General features: G+C 46.0%; 24 protein-coding genes. 7 read left to right on the plus strand and 17 right to left on the minus strand.

Annotation, left to right across the window (positions count from 1 at the left end; genetic code table 11):
• Nucleotides 1-400 precede the first annotated feature (400 nt).
• On the plus strand, nt 401-1,189 hold the full coding sequence (locus U0358_RS09695; RefSeq protein ID WP_322406137.1) for a hypothetical protein: 789 nt from the start codon (nt 401-403) through the stop codon (nt 1,187-1,189).
• Nucleotides 1,190-1,261: 72 nt separating this feature from the next.
• Here the strand turns inward: U0358_RS09695 and rplQ are convergent, their stop codons facing one another.
• The 17 genes from rplQ to rplN form a co-directional block, all read right to left on the minus strand.
• Nucleotides 1,262-1,663, minus strand: coding sequence for a 50S ribosomal protein L17 (gene rplQ, locus U0358_RS09700; RefSeq protein WP_034822551.1), 402 nt, complete (start codon nt 1,661-1,663; stop codon nt 1,262-1,264).
• A 39-nt stretch (nt 1,664-1,702) separates the two neighbouring features.
• Complete coding sequence (locus tag U0358_RS09705; protein ID WP_011235123.1) at nt 1,703-2,692, minus strand: DNA-directed RNA polymerase subunit alpha; 990 nt, start codon at nt 2,690-2,692, stop codon at nt 1,703-1,705.
• A gap of 25 nt (nt 2,693-2,717) precedes the next feature.
• Entirely contained in the window at nt 2,718-3,338 is a 621-nt protein-coding gene (gene rpsD, locus U0358_RS09710) for a 30S ribosomal protein S4 (RefSeq protein WP_317497201.1), read from the minus strand.
• Nucleotides 3,339-3,366: 28 nt separating this feature from the next.
• Nucleotides 3,367-3,756 carry a 30S ribosomal protein S11 gene (rpsK, locus tag U0358_RS09715; protein ID WP_011235125.1) on the minus strand — a complete coding sequence of 130 codons (390 nt, stop codon included), beginning with the start codon at nt 3,754-3,756 and terminating at the stop codon, nt 3,367-3,369.
• 12 nt (nt 3,757-3,768) lie between these two features.
• Complete coding sequence (gene rpsM, locus U0358_RS09720; RefSeq protein ID WP_011235126.1) at nt 3,769-4,125, minus strand: 30S ribosomal protein S13; 357 nt, start codon at nt 4,123-4,125, stop codon at nt 3,769-3,771.
• 120 nt (nt 4,126-4,245) lie between these two features.
• The gene (gene rpmJ / locus U0358_RS09725) at nt 4,246-4,359 is read right to left on the minus strand and encodes a 50S ribosomal protein L36 (RefSeq protein WP_006956433.1); all 114 of its coding nucleotides are present in this window, start codon (nt 4,357-4,359) and stop codon (nt 4,246-4,248) included.
• Nucleotides 4,360-4,383: 24 nt separating this feature from the next.
• Nucleotides 4,384-5,712: a preprotein translocase subunit SecY gene (secY, locus tag U0358_RS09730; protein ID WP_253618605.1), complete on the minus strand. Its 1,329-nt coding sequence runs from the start codon at nt 5,710-5,712 to the stop codon at nt 4,384-4,386.
• Between the two features lie 5 nt (nt 5,713-5,717).
• Nucleotides 5,718-6,152, minus strand: a complete 435-nt coding sequence (gene rplO, locus U0358_RS09735; RefSeq protein ID WP_317497202.1) for a 50S ribosomal protein L15 — start codon at nt 6,150-6,152, stop codon at nt 5,718-5,720.
• Between the two features lie 3 nt (nt 6,153-6,155).
• Nucleotides 6,156-6,338 carry a 50S ribosomal protein L30 gene (rpmD, locus tag U0358_RS09740; RefSeq protein WP_011235129.1) on the minus strand — a complete coding sequence of 61 codons (183 nt, stop codon included), beginning with the start codon at nt 6,336-6,338 and terminating at the stop codon, nt 6,156-6,158.
• Nucleotides 6,339-6,344: 6 nt separating this feature from the next.
• On the minus strand, nt 6,345-6,845 hold the full coding sequence (gene rpsE, locus U0358_RS09745) for a 30S ribosomal protein S5 (protein ID WP_011235130.1): 501 nt from the start codon (nt 6,843-6,845) through the stop codon (nt 6,345-6,347).
• 9 nt (nt 6,846-6,854) lie between these two features.
• Nucleotides 6,855-7,208 (minus strand): 50S ribosomal protein L18, encoded by a 354-nt coding sequence (gene rplR, locus U0358_RS09750; protein WP_011235131.1) that lies wholly within the window; start codon nt 7,206-7,208, stop codon nt 6,855-6,857.
• Between the two features lie 9 nt (nt 7,209-7,217).
• On the minus strand, nt 7,218-7,751 hold the full coding sequence (gene rplF / locus U0358_RS09755) for a 50S ribosomal protein L6 (RefSeq protein WP_317497203.1): 534 nt from the start codon (nt 7,749-7,751) through the stop codon (nt 7,218-7,220).
• Nucleotides 7,752-7,765: 14 nt separating this feature from the next.
• Nucleotides 7,766-8,158 carry a 30S ribosomal protein S8 gene (gene rpsH, locus U0358_RS09760; protein ID WP_011235133.1) on the minus strand — a complete coding sequence of 131 codons (393 nt, stop codon included), beginning with the start codon at nt 8,156-8,158 and terminating at the stop codon, nt 7,766-7,768.
• 26 nt (nt 8,159-8,184) lie between these two features.
• On the minus strand, nt 8,185-8,490 hold the full coding sequence (gene rpsN, locus U0358_RS09765) for a 30S ribosomal protein S14 (RefSeq protein ID WP_011235134.1): 306 nt from the start codon (nt 8,488-8,490) through the stop codon (nt 8,185-8,187).
• Nucleotides 8,491-8,501: 11 nt separating this feature from the next.
• Nucleotides 8,502-9,041, minus strand: coding sequence for a 50S ribosomal protein L5 (rplE, locus tag U0358_RS09770; protein ID WP_011235135.1), 540 nt, complete (start codon nt 9,039-9,041; stop codon nt 8,502-8,504).
• A gap of 20 nt (nt 9,042-9,061) precedes the next feature.
• Entirely contained in the window at nt 9,062-9,376 is a 315-nt protein-coding gene (rplX, locus tag U0358_RS09775) for a 50S ribosomal protein L24 (protein ID WP_034822544.1), read from the minus strand.
• Nucleotides 9,377-9,386: 10 nt separating this feature from the next.
• Nucleotides 9,387-9,755 (minus strand): 50S ribosomal protein L14, encoded by a 369-nt coding sequence (gene rplN / locus U0358_RS09780; protein WP_006956444.1) that lies wholly within the window; start codon nt 9,753-9,755, stop codon nt 9,387-9,389.
• Between the two features lie 271 nt (nt 9,756-10,026).
• On the opposite strand from rplN, the gene U0358_RS09785 reads away from it, so the two are divergent.
• From U0358_RS09785 to U0358_RS09810, 6 genes are read left to right on the plus strand one after another with little or no spacing between them, the layout of a single operon-like run.
• Entirely contained in the window at nt 10,027-12,816 is a 2,790-nt protein-coding gene (locus U0358_RS09785) for a monovalent cation/H+ antiporter subunit A (RefSeq protein WP_322406138.1), read from the plus strand.
• Nucleotides 12,816-13,157, plus strand: a complete 342-nt coding sequence (locus U0358_RS09790) for a Na+/H+ antiporter subunit C (protein WP_011235138.1) — start codon at nt 12,816-12,818, stop codon at nt 13,155-13,157. Before U0358_RS09785 ends, U0358_RS09790 begins: the two co-directional genes overlap by 1 nt.
• Nucleotides 13,157-14,671 (plus strand): monovalent cation/H+ antiporter subunit D, encoded by a 1,515-nt coding sequence (locus tag U0358_RS09795; protein ID WP_317497205.1) that lies wholly within the window; start codon nt 13,157-13,159, stop codon nt 14,669-14,671. Before U0358_RS09790 ends, U0358_RS09795 begins: the two co-directional genes overlap by 1 nt.
• A 5-nt stretch (nt 14,672-14,676) precedes the next feature.
• Nucleotides 14,677-15,165 carry a Na+/H+ antiporter subunit E gene (locus tag U0358_RS09800; RefSeq protein WP_317497206.1) on the plus strand — a complete coding sequence of 163 codons (489 nt, stop codon included), beginning with the start codon at nt 14,677-14,679 and terminating at the stop codon, nt 15,163-15,165.
• Nucleotides 15,159-15,428, plus strand: coding sequence for a K+/H+ antiporter subunit F (locus U0358_RS09805; protein ID WP_011235141.1), 270 nt, complete (start codon nt 15,159-15,161; stop codon nt 15,426-15,428). The genes U0358_RS09800 and U0358_RS09805 overlap by 7 nt, the downstream gene beginning before the upstream one ends.
• Nucleotides 15,429-15,440: 12 nt before the next feature.
• A complete protein-coding gene (locus U0358_RS09810) occupies nt 15,441-15,833 on the plus strand; it encodes a Na+/H+ antiporter subunit G (protein ID WP_322406139.1) in 393 nt (130 codons plus the stop codon).
• Nucleotides 15,834-15,836: the final 3 nt, after the last annotated feature.

The raw sequence follows: 15,836 nt of genomic DNA on the forward strand, positions 1-15,836 counted from the left end.
AAGTGCCCACACAGTTTGCTTGGCTTGATATAATTGTTAAAGAGCGTTGCTTCTTTCGAAGCAGGGAGGCGTATTCTACACGTCCCTTTTGTTTCGTCAACCCATTTTATCAGCTTTTTTTTCAGCCCGGTTGAAGCAAAACGCCGTTGTCAGAATTTGTTGCAGATACGCTTTGCAGATAACTCATGACAACGGCGGCGAATTATAGTGATCTCTCTGAGCCTTGCAAGATCTTTTTTGAAACAACTAGTTCAACCGAACAAAAATCACTCACATTAAGATTAAAAGCTACACTTAGATTGTTTTTGAGTCTATTTTGTTGCTTTTTTGTGATTTATTTGAACTGTTGTTATATTAAATCACTCTAACTAGTTAGACTCATATAAAAGGCTTAATTTTTATGCGCTGGAAATTAATAACTCTTACCTGTTTACTTGCAGCAACTCTTAGTTCAAGCGCTATACGAACGAGTCATGCTGCTACTTTTGATCGCAGCATTCAAAGCTCGCCTTCCTCTTTAAAGGATACTTACCGAAATATTATCGAAAATCATCTCAATAAAAACTTTTCTATTATGCGCACTGTTCGTATCTTGATTAATAACTACCCCGAACATGCCTCTTATATCGTTAACGCCGCTTTTGACATTAGAGAAAGCAGAGTCAAGGCTATAGTAGTATCAGCAATGCAAGCAGAACCTGCTGTGACTTATTCTGTCGTCGACATTGCTATAGCTCGTTACCCAGACTTATCTATGAGCATTGTTGAGGCTGCCATTCAAACCGAACCTGCGTATATTGATGATATCATTACTATTGCATTGCAGCGTCAGCCCGATAAGGCTGAAATTATTATACGCAAGGCTGTCGCGTCTCACCCTGACTTTACTGAATCTGTTTTGAGAACTGCAGCTAAAGAAACTCCGACTTCAATTCTTTCCTCCTTAACTGAGTCGATAAAAGCTCTACCGGAGACAGCGACATCATTAATTTCTGTTATGAAAGATTTTTTTGTGAGTTCAGATCAAGAAAGCATTAATTACCAAATTAGCAAAGAAGATTGGCGAATATTAACTTTGGAAGCTAAACAATCGGGGGTAAGTCGCAAGGAACTTGAATGGTTAGTAAAAGAAGGTTATGTCGAGAAGGAAACCCTTGCCAAAATTTTTAACGATGAGCTCCAGAATTAGTTTTTGCTATTAAACTTTAGACATAAAAAAGCCGGCTGAAATTGAGCCGGCTTTTTAACTTTTCGAAGCGGTTTACTCAGTAACTTCTTCAGCTACTTCTTCAACTTCTTCAACTTCTGGGCGACCAACTAATTCAATGTAAGCCATTGGAGCGTTATCACCTGTACGGAAGCCACACTTCATAATGCGAGTGTAACCGCCTGGGCGTTCTTCATAACGCGGGCCTAATTCATTAAACAGCTTGCCAACAACCTCTTTATCACGTGTGCGTGCGAACGCCAGACGACGGTTTGCTACGCTATCTTGTTTTGCCATTGTGATTAAAGGCTCAACAACGCGACGTAACTCTTTTGCCTTTGGCAAAGTCGTCTTGATGATTTCATGACGCACTAAAGAGCTTGCCATGTTACGGAACATTGCCTGACGATGGCTGCTGTTTCGATTTAGTTGACGACCACTCTTACGATGGCGCATACCTATACCCTTCTCAGTAAATCTATTACTAAGGTGAACTTAGTCGTTGTCAATTAAGCTGGCTGGTGGCCAGTTCTCAAGGCGCATGCCCAGAGACAAACCACGTGAAGCCAACACGTCTTTGATTTCAGTCAACGACTTCTTACCCAAGTTCGGAGTTTTTAATAACTCGACCTCAGTGCGTTGTACTAAGTCACCAATGTACTGAATCGCTTCTGCTTTCAAGCAGTTCGCAGATCGAACAGTCAATTCCAAGTCGTCTACCGGACGAAGAAGAATCGGATCGAATTCCGGTTTCTCTTCTTTTTCTTCCGGCTCACTTATGTCACGAAGTTCAACAAAAGCATCCAACTGTTCAGCTAAAATTGTTGCTGCACGGCGGATTGCTTCTTCTGGATCCAACGTACCATTGGTTTCCATTTCGATGACCAGCTTGTCTAAGTCAGTGCGTTGTTCAACACGAGCCGCATCTACAGAATATGCGATGCGTTCTACCGGGCTAAACGACGCGTCGACTAAAAGACGACCGATTGGACGTTCATCATCATCAGCGGACTGACGAGATGCCGCAGGCACGTAACCACGACCACGTTCGACTTTCACTCGCATTACAAGTTCATAGTCGCCTGTCAGATGACAAATAACGTGCTCAGGATTAACGATTTCAACATCACCGTCATGGGTGAAATCGCCTGCTGTTACAGGACCTGCTCCGGATTTATTCAAAGTCAGAGTTGCTTCATCTTTACCTTCAACGCTTACTGCCAGCCCTTTTAGGTTCAATAAAACTTCAATGACATCTTCCTGAACGCCCTCTTTGCTGCTGTATTCGTGCAGCACGCCATCGATTTCAACCTCAGTCACTGCACAGCCTGGCATTGACGATAGTAAAATGCGACGTAACGCATTACCTAGTGTATAACCAAAGCCGCGTTCCAGAGGCTCCAGTGTCACCTTGGCATGAGTCGGGCTGATTTGCTCGATGTCGACTAACCTCGGCTTTAGGAATTCGGTAACAGAACCCTGCATTGTGTCCTCTCTCTATGCTTAAGCTTTACTTAGAGTAAAGCTCTACGATCAACTGTTCGTTAATTTCAGCAGACAAGTCACTACGTTCTGGAAGACGTTTAAATGCACCTTCCAATTTGTTGTTGTCTACTTCTATCCAGACTGGCTTCTCACGTTGTTCCGCAAGCTCCAGTGCTGCTCCGATACGTGCTTGTTTCTTCGCTTTTTCACGAACAGAAACGACGTCTTCAGGACGAACCTTGAACGATGGAATGTTCACTACCTGACCATTCACAACAACTGCTTTGTGACTGACCAGCTGACGAGCTTCTGCGCGTGTTGACGCAAAACCCATGCGATACACTACGTTATCCAAGCGCTGTTCCAGCAACTGCAACAGGTTTTCACCGGTATTGCCTTTCAGTCGTGCAGCTTCTTTGTAGTAGTTACGAAATTGCTTTTCCAGTACGCCGTACATACGACGAACTTTCTGTTTCTCACGCAACTGAACACCGTAGTCTGACAAACGACCGCGACGCGCGCCGTGTTGTCCTGGTGCAGTGTCGATCTTACATTTAGAATCGATTGCGCGAACGCCGCTTTTCAGGAACAAATCTGTTCCTTCGCGACGGCTCAGCTTGAGCTTTGGACCCAAATATCTAGCCATGATCTTTCTCCAACTATCGATTCACGCCTTAAACGCGACGTTTCTTAGGCGGACGACAACCGTTGTGAGGAATCGGTGTCACATCGGTAATATTTGTGATTTTGTAACCAACGGCGTTCAGGGCACGAATCGATGATTCACGACCTGGGCCTGGACCATTCACAAATACTTCCAGGTTTTTCAGTCCGTATTCCTTCGCCATTTCACCTGCACGTTCTGCTGCAACCTGTGCTGCAAACGGCGTTGACTTCCGTGAACCACGGAACCCTGATCCACCTGCGGTAGCCCACGCTAATGCGTTACCCTGGCGATCAGTAATGGTAATAATGGTGTTGTTGAAAGATGCATGCACATGAGCCATGCCATCGGCGACCTGCTTTTTAACGCGCTTTCGAGAGCGAGTTGGTGTTTTAGCCATTACTCAATCCCCCTATTTCTTAATTGGTTTGCGCGGACCTTTACGAGTGCGCGCATTTGTTTTAGTGCGCTGCCCACGTAGAGGTAAGCTACGACGATGACGAAGTCCACGGAAACATCCGAGGTCCATCAAACGTTTAATGTTCATAGATACTTCACGACGCAAGTCGCCTTCTACGGCGAACTTTGATACGGCGTCACGAAGCGCGTCCAGTTTGTCTTCTGACAATGAACCAATCTTAGTGTCTTCAGCAATACCCGTGGCAGCAAGAATCTGCTGTGAACGAGTACGGCCAACACCGTAGATTGCAGTCAAAGCTATGACTGCATGCTTATTGTCAGGAACGTTAATGCCAGCGATACGGGCCACTAACACGTCTCCTTCAGTTTGTAGGCTTCAGTTGAAAAGCCCGTTAGGATACTCAACCGATTGCCGAATTGCAAATACTCCAAAGGCTGCGGCGATTAAGCCGCAAGCCTTTCCTTCGAATCAACCTTGTCGTTGCTTATGCTTAGCATCAGTGCAAATAACGCGAACTACACCGTTACGCTTGATGATTTTGCAGTTACGACAGATTTTCTTCACGGAAGCACGAACTTTCATTGCTACTCTCCGTTCTACCCAACCTTACCGGCCGTAGCCTTTCAGATTGGCTTTTTTCAGGACAGAGTCATATTGATGCGACATCATATGAGTCTGAACCTGTGCCATAAAGTCCATGATAACAACTACGATAATCAATAAAGATGTACCGCCGAAGTAGAATTGCACATTCCATGCAATCATCATGAACTCCGGAACCAAACAGACAAAGGTAATGTACAGTGCGCCTGCTAAAGTTAAACGCGTCATTACTTTATCGATGTATCTTGAGGTTTGTTCACCTGGGCGAATACCCGGAATAAACGCACCCGACTTCTTCAAGTTGTCAGCTGTTTCGCGAGGGTTAAATACCAACGCTGTATAGAAGAAACAGAAGAAGATTATCGCAGCCGCGTACAATAACACATATAACGGCTGACCGGGAGACAATGTCATCGATACTTGCTGCAAAATGTCTGCAACCGCACCGTCACCAGAGCCAAACCAAGTGGCGATGGTACCCGGAAATAAAATAATACTTGACGCAAAAATTGGTGGAATAACACCAGCCATATTAACTTTTAATGGCAAGTGCGTGCTTTGCGCAGCAAATACTTTACGACCTTGTTGACGCTTCGCATAGTTAACAACGATACGACGTTGACCACGCTCCACAAAAACAACGAAATAAGTTACTGCTAAAACTACAACCCCAATTAATAACAACAATAACAGGTGCAAGTCACCTTGACGCGCTTGTTCAGCCGTTTGGCCGATAGCGGAAGGTAATCCTGCAACAATACCCACAAAGATCAGGATAGAGATACCGTTGCCTATACCACGCTCAGTAATCTGTTCGCCTAACCACATAAGGAACATGGTTCCTGTGACTAAGCTCACCACAGCAGTGAAATAGAAGCCGAAGCCAGGGTCTATTACTAGCCCGGGCATTAAATTTGGCAAGCCTGTAGCTATACCAATCGACTGGAACGTTGCCAGTATTAAAGTACCCCACCGCGTATACTGGTTAATCTTACGACGACCAGATTCACCTTCTTTCTTAAGCTCTGCCAAACGTGGATGTACCACGCTTGCCAACTGCATAATAATCGAAGCCGAAATATACGGCATAATACCTAATGCAAATACTGACGCACGCTCTAAAGCACCACCGCTGAACATGTTAAACATGGCAACGATGGTATCTTTCTGCTGTTCGAATAGCTGAGCCAATACAGCGGCATCAATACCAGGAATAGGCACAAAGGAGCCCGCTCGGAAAACGATAATCGCTCCTAACACAAACAACAGGCGACGCTTAAGTTCCGACAAGCCACCTTGCGCTCGATTTGATTCCAATCCTGGTTTAGCCATTTGCTCTATCCTTCGATTTTGCCGCCAGCAGCTTCAATAGCTTCGCGAGCGCCTTTGGTGACTTTAAGACCTTTTACAGTCACAGCACGACTTAGTTCACCAGATTTGATGACTTTAGCGTGTAGTACGTTCTTACGAACGAGACCTGCTGCTTTCAAAGTCGCCAGTTCAACGGTATCACCGTCAACCCTCGCGATTTCTGCCAAGTTTACTTCTGCAGTGACCATAGCCTTGCGAGAAGTAAAACCAAATTTAGGCAGACGACGTTGAATTGGCATTTGTCCGCCTTCGAAACCTGGCTTAACTGAGCCACCAGAGCGAGACTTCTGCCCTTTGTGACCACGGCCGCCAGTCTTTCCAAGACCTGAACCTATACCACGCCCAACGCGCTTTTTGCTGCTTTTTGCACCAGGTGCGGGAGCAAGTGTATTAAGTTCCATCGCTTATCCCTCCACCTTAATCATGTAATTAACTCGGTTCACCATACCGCGGACTGCAGCAGTGTCTTCCAACTCTACTGTGTGACCAATGCGGCGGAGACCCAAGCCACGTAGTGTAGCTTTATGCTTCGGCAAACGACCGATAGAGCTACGCGTCTGTGTTACTTTGATTGTCTTTTTCGCCATTGTTCACTACCCCAGTATTTCGTCAACGCGCAATCCACGCTTCGCCGCAACTTGCTCCGGCGATTTCATGCCGTTCAACGCTTTAATAGTCGCGCGAACAACGTTGATTGGGTTGGTTGAACCATATGCCTTTGACAGCACGTTATGAACACCTGAAACTTCCAGAACCGCACGCATTGCACCACCAGCGATGATACCCGTACCTTCTGAAGCAGGTTGCATGTATACCTGTGAACCTGAATGACGTCCTTTAACAGGATGCTGTAAAGTGTCGCCTTTCAGTTGAACGGTAACCATATTGCGACGTGCTTTTTCCATTGCTTTTTGAATAGCAGCGGGTACTTCACGCGCTTTACCATAACCAAAACCGACTTTACCTTTACCGTCGCCAACTACAGTCAGTGCAGTGAAGCTAAAGATACGACCACCTTTAACAACTTTTGCTACACGATTTACTGTAATCAACTTCTCTATCAGTTCACCGGTTTGAGCTTCTACATTTGCCATGTTCGTCTCCTAGAACTGAAGTCCGGCTTCACGAGCTGCGTCCGCTAATGCGGCTACGCGACCGTGGTATTTAAAACCACTACGATCGAAAGAAACGTTTTTAACGCCTTTTTCAATCGCTCGTTCAGCGATAGTTTTGCCCACGACTTTGGCTGCGTCTACATTACCTGTAGATTTAAGCCCTTCGCGGACACTTTTCTCTGCAGTCGATGCGGCTGCCAGCACTTCAGAACCGTTAGGTGCGATCAACTGCGCGTAAATATGCCGTGGTGTACGGTGAACGACCAGGCGATTTGCACCCAACTCTTTAATTTGTTTACGTGCGCGAGTAGCACGACGTAAGCGAGCTGCTTTATTGTCCATCGTATTACCCTACTTTTTCTTGGCTTCTTTACGGCGCACTTGCTCGTCAGCATAACGGACACCTTTGCCTTTATAAGGCTCAGGTTTACGGTATGCACGAATGTTAGCGGCAACTTGACCAACTAACTGCTTATCTGCACCTTTAACGACGACTTCAGTCTGAGTCGGAGTATCGATTGTGATCCCCTCAGGAATCTCGAACTCCACAGGATGCGAAAAGCCTAGCGTCAGGTTTAGTTTTTTACCTTGTGCTTGCGCACGGTAACCAACACCTATCAACTGTAACTTACGCTCGAATCCTTTAGTGACTCCGACCACCATGTTTTGCAACAATGCGCGAGCCGTACCAGCTTGAGCTGTTGAGTTAGCAACACCTTCACGGGCGTTAGTACGTAACTCACTCTCATCTTTTACCAGTTCAACTGCATCGTTTACAACACGACTCATTGAGCCTTGGGCACCTTTAATCGTGACTTCCTGGCCATTTAGCGTAACTTCAACGCCAGCAGGAATTTCAATGGGTGCTTTAGCAACACGTGACATTTCCTACCTCCTAATTACGCTACGTAACCGATAATTTCGCCACCAAGACCAGCTTGGCGAGCGGCACGATCAGTCATCAGGCCTTTAGACGTCGAAACTACTGCGATGCCAAGGCCACCCATTACGTTAGGCAACTCGTTGCGTTTCTTATAGATACGCAGACCGGGGCGACTAACGCGCTCGATTGTTTCAATTACTGGCTTGCCTTCGAAATACTTTAATTCGACTTCAAGCTCAGGTTTAACAGTACTCTCGGCACTGTAACCAGTAATAAAACCTTCTTCTTTCAGAACTTGAGCAATCGCCACTTTCTGCTTAGAAGACGGCATTTTAACCGTTACTTTGTTAGCACCTTGAGCGTTGCGAATGCGTGTGAACATATCCGCAATTGGATCTTGCATGCTCATATTTGCTTTCTCCCGTGATTCGTGGCTTACCAGCTAGCTTTTTTCAAGCCAGGAATTTCACCGCGCATCGCCATCTCACGGACCTTGATTCGGCTCATGCCGAATTTACGAAGGAAACCATGAGGACGACCAGTTATACGACAACGGTTACGTTGACGCGTCGGACTGGCATCACGTGGGAGCTGTTGCAACTTAAGTACGGCTTCCCAACGCTCTTCGTCTGATGCTTTAGGGTCATTAATGACCGTTTTCAGTGCGTTGCGTTTTTCTGCGTATTTTGAAGCGATTTTAGCTCGCTTCACGTCACGCGCTTTCATTGACTGTTTTGCCATAACTCTACACCTTACTTTCTGAACGGGAAGTTAAAGGCAGCTAGCAAAGCACGAGCTTCGTCATCTGTGCCAGCATTTGTGGTAATGGTGATATCCAGACCACGTACCTTGTCGACTTTGTCATAGTCGACCTCCGGAAAGATGATCTGCTCACGAACACCCATGCTGTAGTTACCACGACCATCGAACGATTTAGGGTTCAGGCCGCGGAAGTCACGGATACGTGGGATTGCAATCGAAATTAAGCGTTGCAAAAAGTCCCACATGCGCTCGCCGCGCAGAGTTACTTTACAGCCAATCGGGAAGCCTTCACGGACTTTGAAACCGGCGACAGACTTGCGTGCCACAGTACGAATTGGCTTTTGACCAGAGATAGCCTCTAGGTCAGCCACTGCGTTATCAAGTACTTTTTTGTCAGCCAGAGCTTCACCAACACCCATGTTAAGGGTGATTTTATCAATCCGAGGGACTTGCATGACGCTGTTGTAGCTGAACTCTTTCATAAGCTCAGGAACTACCGATTCTCTGTAAAAATCATGCAGTTTCGCCATCGTAAAACTCCAAGTTTGAATTAAATGATTGCGTTGTTCGATTTGAAGAAGCGAACTTTCTTGCCATCTTCAATACGAAATCCAACACGATCTGCTTTACCTGTCTCTGGGTTAAGGATCGCTACGTTCGAAATGTGGATTGCTGCTTCTTGTTCAACGATGCCACCAGATTCACCTAGAGCCGGATTTGGCTTTTGGTGTTTCTTGACTACGTTGACGCCTTCCACGATCACGCGATCTTTATCGGTAAGAACTTTCAGGACTTTGCCTTGCTTGCCCTTGTCCTTACCTGCCAGGACGACTACTTCGTCATCACGTTTAATTTTTGCCGCCATAATTGACTCCTTATAGTACTTCTGGTGCCAGCGAGATAATCTTCATAAACTGCTCTGAACGCAGTTCACGAGTTACCGGCCCGAAAATACGTGTGCCAATGGGCTGTTGGTTGTTATTCAACAACACAGCCGCGTTGCGGTCAAAACGGATGACCGACCCGTCTTGTCGACGGACGCCTTTTCTGGTGCGAACGACCACCGCATTCACTACATCGCCTTTCTTCACCTTACCGCGCGGAATTGCTTCCTTGACAGTAACTTTGATGATATCGCCGATGTTTGCGTAGCGACGGTGCGAACCACCTAGAACCTTAATACATTGTACGCTGCGCGCGCCGGAGTTATCGGCAACGTCCAGGGTAGTTTGCATTTGGATCATTTCAGTGCCCCGCTTAGTTAAAAAAACAGACCCTCTCGGGTCGTGCTGCCTTTGGTTTTTCCCTTATAAAAAGGGTCGCGAAGTGTAACAGATAAATTTTGGAAGTGGTAGGGTAATCTCAGAAAATTTCGTAGGTGTAAGGTGAATTCACCATCTAAAGAGTTTAGTTTAGTTGGATTGCGGCAGAACCAATGGTAAATTCAATACTTTACGTTGCTCAGGTAAGTATACCTTATTATAAGAGCACAGGCTGACTTGGGACTTCTATGGTATGAATCTGCTATTCATTATTTTTGCCCCATTCTTTGGTGCGCTCTTACCGCTATTATTTAAACAAGCGTCGCGACCGATAAAGACTGGGATTACATTACTTGTTCCTATTTTCTGCTTAATTGTTTTGTTTCAGTACGTACCCGCAACGCTCGCCGGTGAAGTACCCAAACAACTGGTGGAATGGTTGCCAGGTATAGGGCTTGATTTCGCCGTGCGCCTGGATGGTTTGTCACTGCTTTTTGTAGGTCTCATATTAGGCATAGGTGTTCTGGTTATTGGCTATGCCCACTACTATTTGAGCAGTAACGACGACGAATCCCGTTTTTACGCATGCCTGCTTTTATTCATGTCCTCGATGCTGGGCATCGTTATGGCAGATAATATCTTATTAATGTGGGTATTCTGGGAACTGACCAGCATTTCTTCCTTTTTACTTATCGGTTATTGGTTCCATAGCAGTGATGCCCGCCGCGGTGCCCGCATGGCATTGGCAACCACCGGCGCAGGAGGTCTGGCGCTCTTAGCCGGATTACTAATAATTGGGCACATAGCCGGCGGCTATCAACTGGATACCGTATTCGCCGCAGCAGACCAGATAAAAGCACACGCTTACTATGTTCCAGCCTTAATACTCGTTTTACTAGGGGCCTTTACTAAGTCAGCCCAGTTTCCATTTCAATTTTGGCTACCACATGCCATGGCAGCACCCACTCCTGTAAGTGCTTACTTACACTCTGCAACCATGGTAAAAGCCGGTATCTTTCTATTAGCACGTTTTCATCCGGTATTAGCCGAGACTGAGCTTTGGTTTACCCTGGTTACATTGACCGGTTTAATTACCATGTTAGTCGGTGCTTACTTTGCTTTGTTAAAGCACGACCTGAAAGGGTTACTCGCTTTCTCTACAGTAAGCCACCTGGGTCTTATCTGTATGCTACTGGGGATAGGTACCCAAGGGGCAGTAATCGCCGCACTATTTCATGTTATTAACCATGCTTTCTTCAAAGCTGCACTATTCATGACCGCAGGTATTATTGACCATGAGTCCGGCACTCGTGATATGCGTAAACTGCAAGGGCTTATGAGCCTGATGCCAATAACCGCTACTCTCGCCATGATCGTAGCGGCCTCAATGGCTGGAATACCGCCATTTAACGGGTTTATGTCTAAAGAGCTCTTCCTGGATCAGGCTCTACAGCAACATTTATTCGGCGGGCTGTCATGGTTTATTCCTATATTGGCGACTGTGGGTGCCATGCTGTCCGTGGCTTACTCAATTCGCTTCATTCACGATGTTTTCTTTAATGGCGACTACAAAGAACTGCCAAAAAAACCACATGACCCACCACGCATGATGTCTGCACCGGTTGCTGTGCTAGGCCTCCTTTGTATCGCTATCGGCATCGCGCCAATGACTATGGTCTCAGGTATACTTGACCAGGCAGCGGCGGCTGTTACCGGCTCTCCTGTTGAAGTAAAGCTATCGCTTTGGCACGGCTTTAACATGCCTCTGTTAATGAGCGCAGTCGCAGTGGTTGGCGGCATTTTGATATACCTTTCCCGCGATCAGCTGTTTACGTTTAATCGTCAATTTGACGGCCAGGACGCTAAACACAATTTTGAACGGCTTGTGCAAAAAACTTCTGATGCCGCAGCTAATTTCTACGAGCGCTTAGACACAGGTTCCTTGCAACGCTACATTGCTTTCGTTCTTATCAGCGTTATTGTCGTGTTACTTCCTTCGCTAAGTGACCTAAGTGTGGTGACCGGTGGCAAACCGCAACTGCCTGTTGATATGGTTAGCATAGTTGGTGCTGTTGTCCTGATATCCGCAGCATTTGCCACCGCGACACTGCATCGCAATCGCTTTGTGATGTTAATGATGCTATCAGTGGTTGGATTGGTTGTGTCGTTAGCTTTCGCGCACTTCTCCGCACCGGATCTGGCCATGACTCAGTTGGTAGTCGAAGTGGTCAGTATTATCCTAATGATACTGGCGTTGTTCTTTATGCCACAAAAAACCAGTCGGGCTTCTTCTGGCCACCGAGTTTTTCGTGACATCATCATTGCCAGCTTTATTGGCGGCATTGTCGCTACCTTAAATTTCGCAATACTAACCTCACCATTTGAAAGCATCTCGGACTTTTTCCTTGCGAATGCCAAATCCGGTGGTGGTGGAACCAACGTCGTAAACGTCATTCTGGTGGACTTTCGTGGTTTCGATACCTTAGGTGAAATTACCGTTCTGGCAATAGCTGCTGCAGGTATTCATAAACTGCTTAATAAGCTAAAACCCTTTATGCCTTCCAGTGATATTGACGGACGCCCCTGGCATAGAATTAGACACCCGTTGATGCTAACGACTGTTGCCAACATTATTTTACCCATGGCGATGGTAGTTGCAGCCTATATTTTCCTAAGAGGTCACAACTTACCGGGTGGTGGTTTTATCGCAGGCCTGATAGTCGCGTCGGCCATGATCCTGCAGTACATAGCGAATGGCGTTGACTGGATGAAAGAACGCTTTAGCGTTAATTATCAATCTCTAATGTCGTTTGGTGTTTTGATTGCGGTGCTTACCGGGCTTGGTAGCTGGCTGTTTGGCAAGCCTTTCCTGACTTCCTGGTTTACCTATTTAGACTGGCCAGTGGTTGGTAAATTTGAATTTGCGACGGCATTACTCTTCGATCTTGGTGTTTTCCTGACGGTTATTGGCGCCACTATGATGATTTTAAGTAACTTCGGGAAGATGACGACACGTCATCGCCCAACGCATGAGGGGCATTAATGGAAACTTTATATTCTGTTACCGTTGGCATTTTAACCGCATGCAGTGTGTTTCTCATTCTGCGCGGCCGTTCGTTTCCTGTGGTCGTCGGCATTACCATGCTGTCTTATGCCGTTAATTTATTTCTATTTTCAACCGGTCGTCTGACAATAGACGGAGCACCAATTTATGGTACTCAGGAAACCTATGCCGACCCTTTACCTCAGGCTCTGGTTCTTACCGCTATTGTTATCGGTTTCGCCATGACAGCCTACTCAATTATTCTGGCAGTTCGCGCCCGAGGCGAGATAGGAACAGACGAAGTGAACCAGCAAGATAACAGCACGGAGGGCAACCGCTAATGTGGCAACAACATTTGGCGATACTTCCTATTTTGGTGCCATTAATGGCAGCGCTGCTACAACTTCTTCCATGGGGAGACAGACCTCAGCCAAAACGCAGGGTTATAGGCCTGCTGTCCAGTATATTAACTTTGATAGCGAGTATCGCCCTACTCGTCCAGATCAATCAGGACCAGATGATTGTTTATGCTTTAGGCAACTGGTCTGCGCCATTTGGAATTGTCCTGATGGTGGACAAACTTAGCGCTCTGATGATGCTGGTAACAGCTATACTCGCATTACCTGTACTCATCTACGGATGTTATGCCGAAGATAATCTTGGCTCACACTTTCAGGCGTTATTTCAGTTTCAGGTGATGGGCATTATGGGGGCTTTTGCTACCGGCGATATTTTCAACTTATTCGTCTTCTTCGAAGTCCTACTGATTTCCTCGTACGCACTATTAATGCACGGTGGAGGAAAATTTCGTTTACGCACGACCTTACACTACGTATTGCTGAACCTGTTGGGGTCTGCTCTTTTCTTAATTGGTATTGGCACTCTATACGGCGTTACCGGCACATTGAATATGGCGGATCTTGCCACGCAAGTGCAGCAATTAAGCGGAGACCAAGCCGCCTTAGCTAAAGCTGGTGGCATGATGCTATTGATAGTATTCGGCATTAAAGCCGCTATTCTGCCGCTCCACTTTTGGCTACCTCAGGCTTATTCCACAACCACCGGAGTTGTTGCTGCCCTTTTCGCAATAATGACAAAAGTTGGGGTTTACGCAATAGTTCGCGTCTATACACTCATTTTTGGCCCTGAAGCTAATGAACTCGCCCTCATTGCACATGACTGGCTGTGGGTTATGGGCCTCATAACCATGCTCGCCGGCACCATCGGAGTTATCGGAGCTCGAGATTTGCGCTTGCTTGTGGCCTATTTAGTCGTCACCTCAATCGGCACGCTTATCGCAACCTACAGTTTAAATGGAATAGCGACAACAGGCGCCATGCTGTTTTATTTAATCCACTCAACCTTTATAACTGGTGCATTATTCTTACTGGCCGACCTTATAGCGTTCGAACGCGGTAAAACCGCATCGCGTATCGTATCCGGCAAGAAAATGGCCAATCACTCTACGTATTCAGTCATGTTTTTAATTGCTGCAATAGCAATAATCGGTTTACCGCCTCTGTCAGGTTTTGTCGGGAAACTAATGATTATGGAATCGGCAAGCCCAACCGCGGCGAGTTTTTGGCTGTGGGGAGCCTTGTTAGGTGCGACTCTAGTTATGCTAATTTCAGTCACACGAGCGGGAAGTAAAATGCTTTGGCATACCCTGTCGGGTAAAGCAAATGAACAGTCTGCTCCTTTAGGAAAGAGAGCAGCTGTGGTTATACTTCTGTCGTTATCGGTTGTTATGACATTATTTGCCAGCCCAATACGTAACTATACCGATGATGTCGCTGAACAGCTTTACGACATAAGCCAGTACCCATCACGCGTGCTGACGAAAGGAGTGGAATAATTACTATGAAAAAGCTATTTCCGACACCTTTGTTATCTTTTTTCTTATTGACGCTATGGGTGTTGTTATTTAACTCAGTTTCGCCCGGGGTGATCATACTGGGCGCTTTATTTTCCTGGTTTATTCCATTTTTATTCCGTAACGCCTGGCCCAACTTTGCAAAGGTTAAGCGACCGGACCTTGCTGTCGTTTACTTTTTTATTCTGTTAAACGACATTGTTGTGGCTAACTTTAAAGTTGCCGTTATGATTATTGGGAAACCTCGTTCCATCAAACCTGCGATGTTTGTTTTTCCACTGGATATGAAAGAGGAACTTCCGGTTACTCTTCTTGCTAGTACCATAACATTGACGCCAGGCACGGTATCTTGTGAAATTACTCGGGGGCGTAAAGGTATTCTTATTCACGCATTCTCAGAAGAAAGCCCGGAAGAAGTGATAAAAACGATTCGAAACCGCTACGAGCGTCGCCTGAAGGAGATATTCCAATGTTAACGACGGTACTGCACATTGCCTTCTTGTTATTCAGTTTATCGGTATTAATGAATTTCTGGCGCCTTATTAAGGGACCGGATCTACCGGACAGAATACTGGCGTTGGATACAATATACATTAATTCGCTGGCTTTACTGTTGTTGCTTGGTATGTACCAAAACACACAAACCTATTTTGAAGCTGCGTTACTCATTGCCATGTTCGGTTTTGTCGGCACTATTGCAGCAGGTAAATTTTTATTGCGTGGCGACTTAATAGAATAAAAGGAAAACCTTATGGATACATTAAACCAATTACCGGCATGGTCACAATGGCTAGCGGCCTTCTTTATCTTATTAGGCGCTATATTCGCCTTTATTGGCTCTTTGGGGTTAGCCATACTTCCTGACTTTTTTACCCGTTTACACGCCCCCACGAAAAACACCACAATAGGCATTGGAGGTATCGTCATAGCTTCTATTCTTATTACCTCGGTACAAGGGGCGATTAACCTGAACGAGCTATTGATTGCAATATTTCTGTTTTTGACGGCACCTATTAGTGCCCATATTATGGCTAAAGCCGCATTACATACAGAACTGAAGATGTTTAATCGAACAAAGGACTTTCGTCAGGAAGGGGATTCTTACGAGCATATCTTGCCTAATAAAAAAGACATGGAACCATAAGGT

Origin of the sequence: Idiomarina sp. PL1-037 (assembly GCF_034422975.1) — a bacterium.
Taxonomy (GTDB): Bacteria; Pseudomonadota; Gammaproteobacteria; order Enterobacterales; family Alteromonadaceae; genus Idiomarina.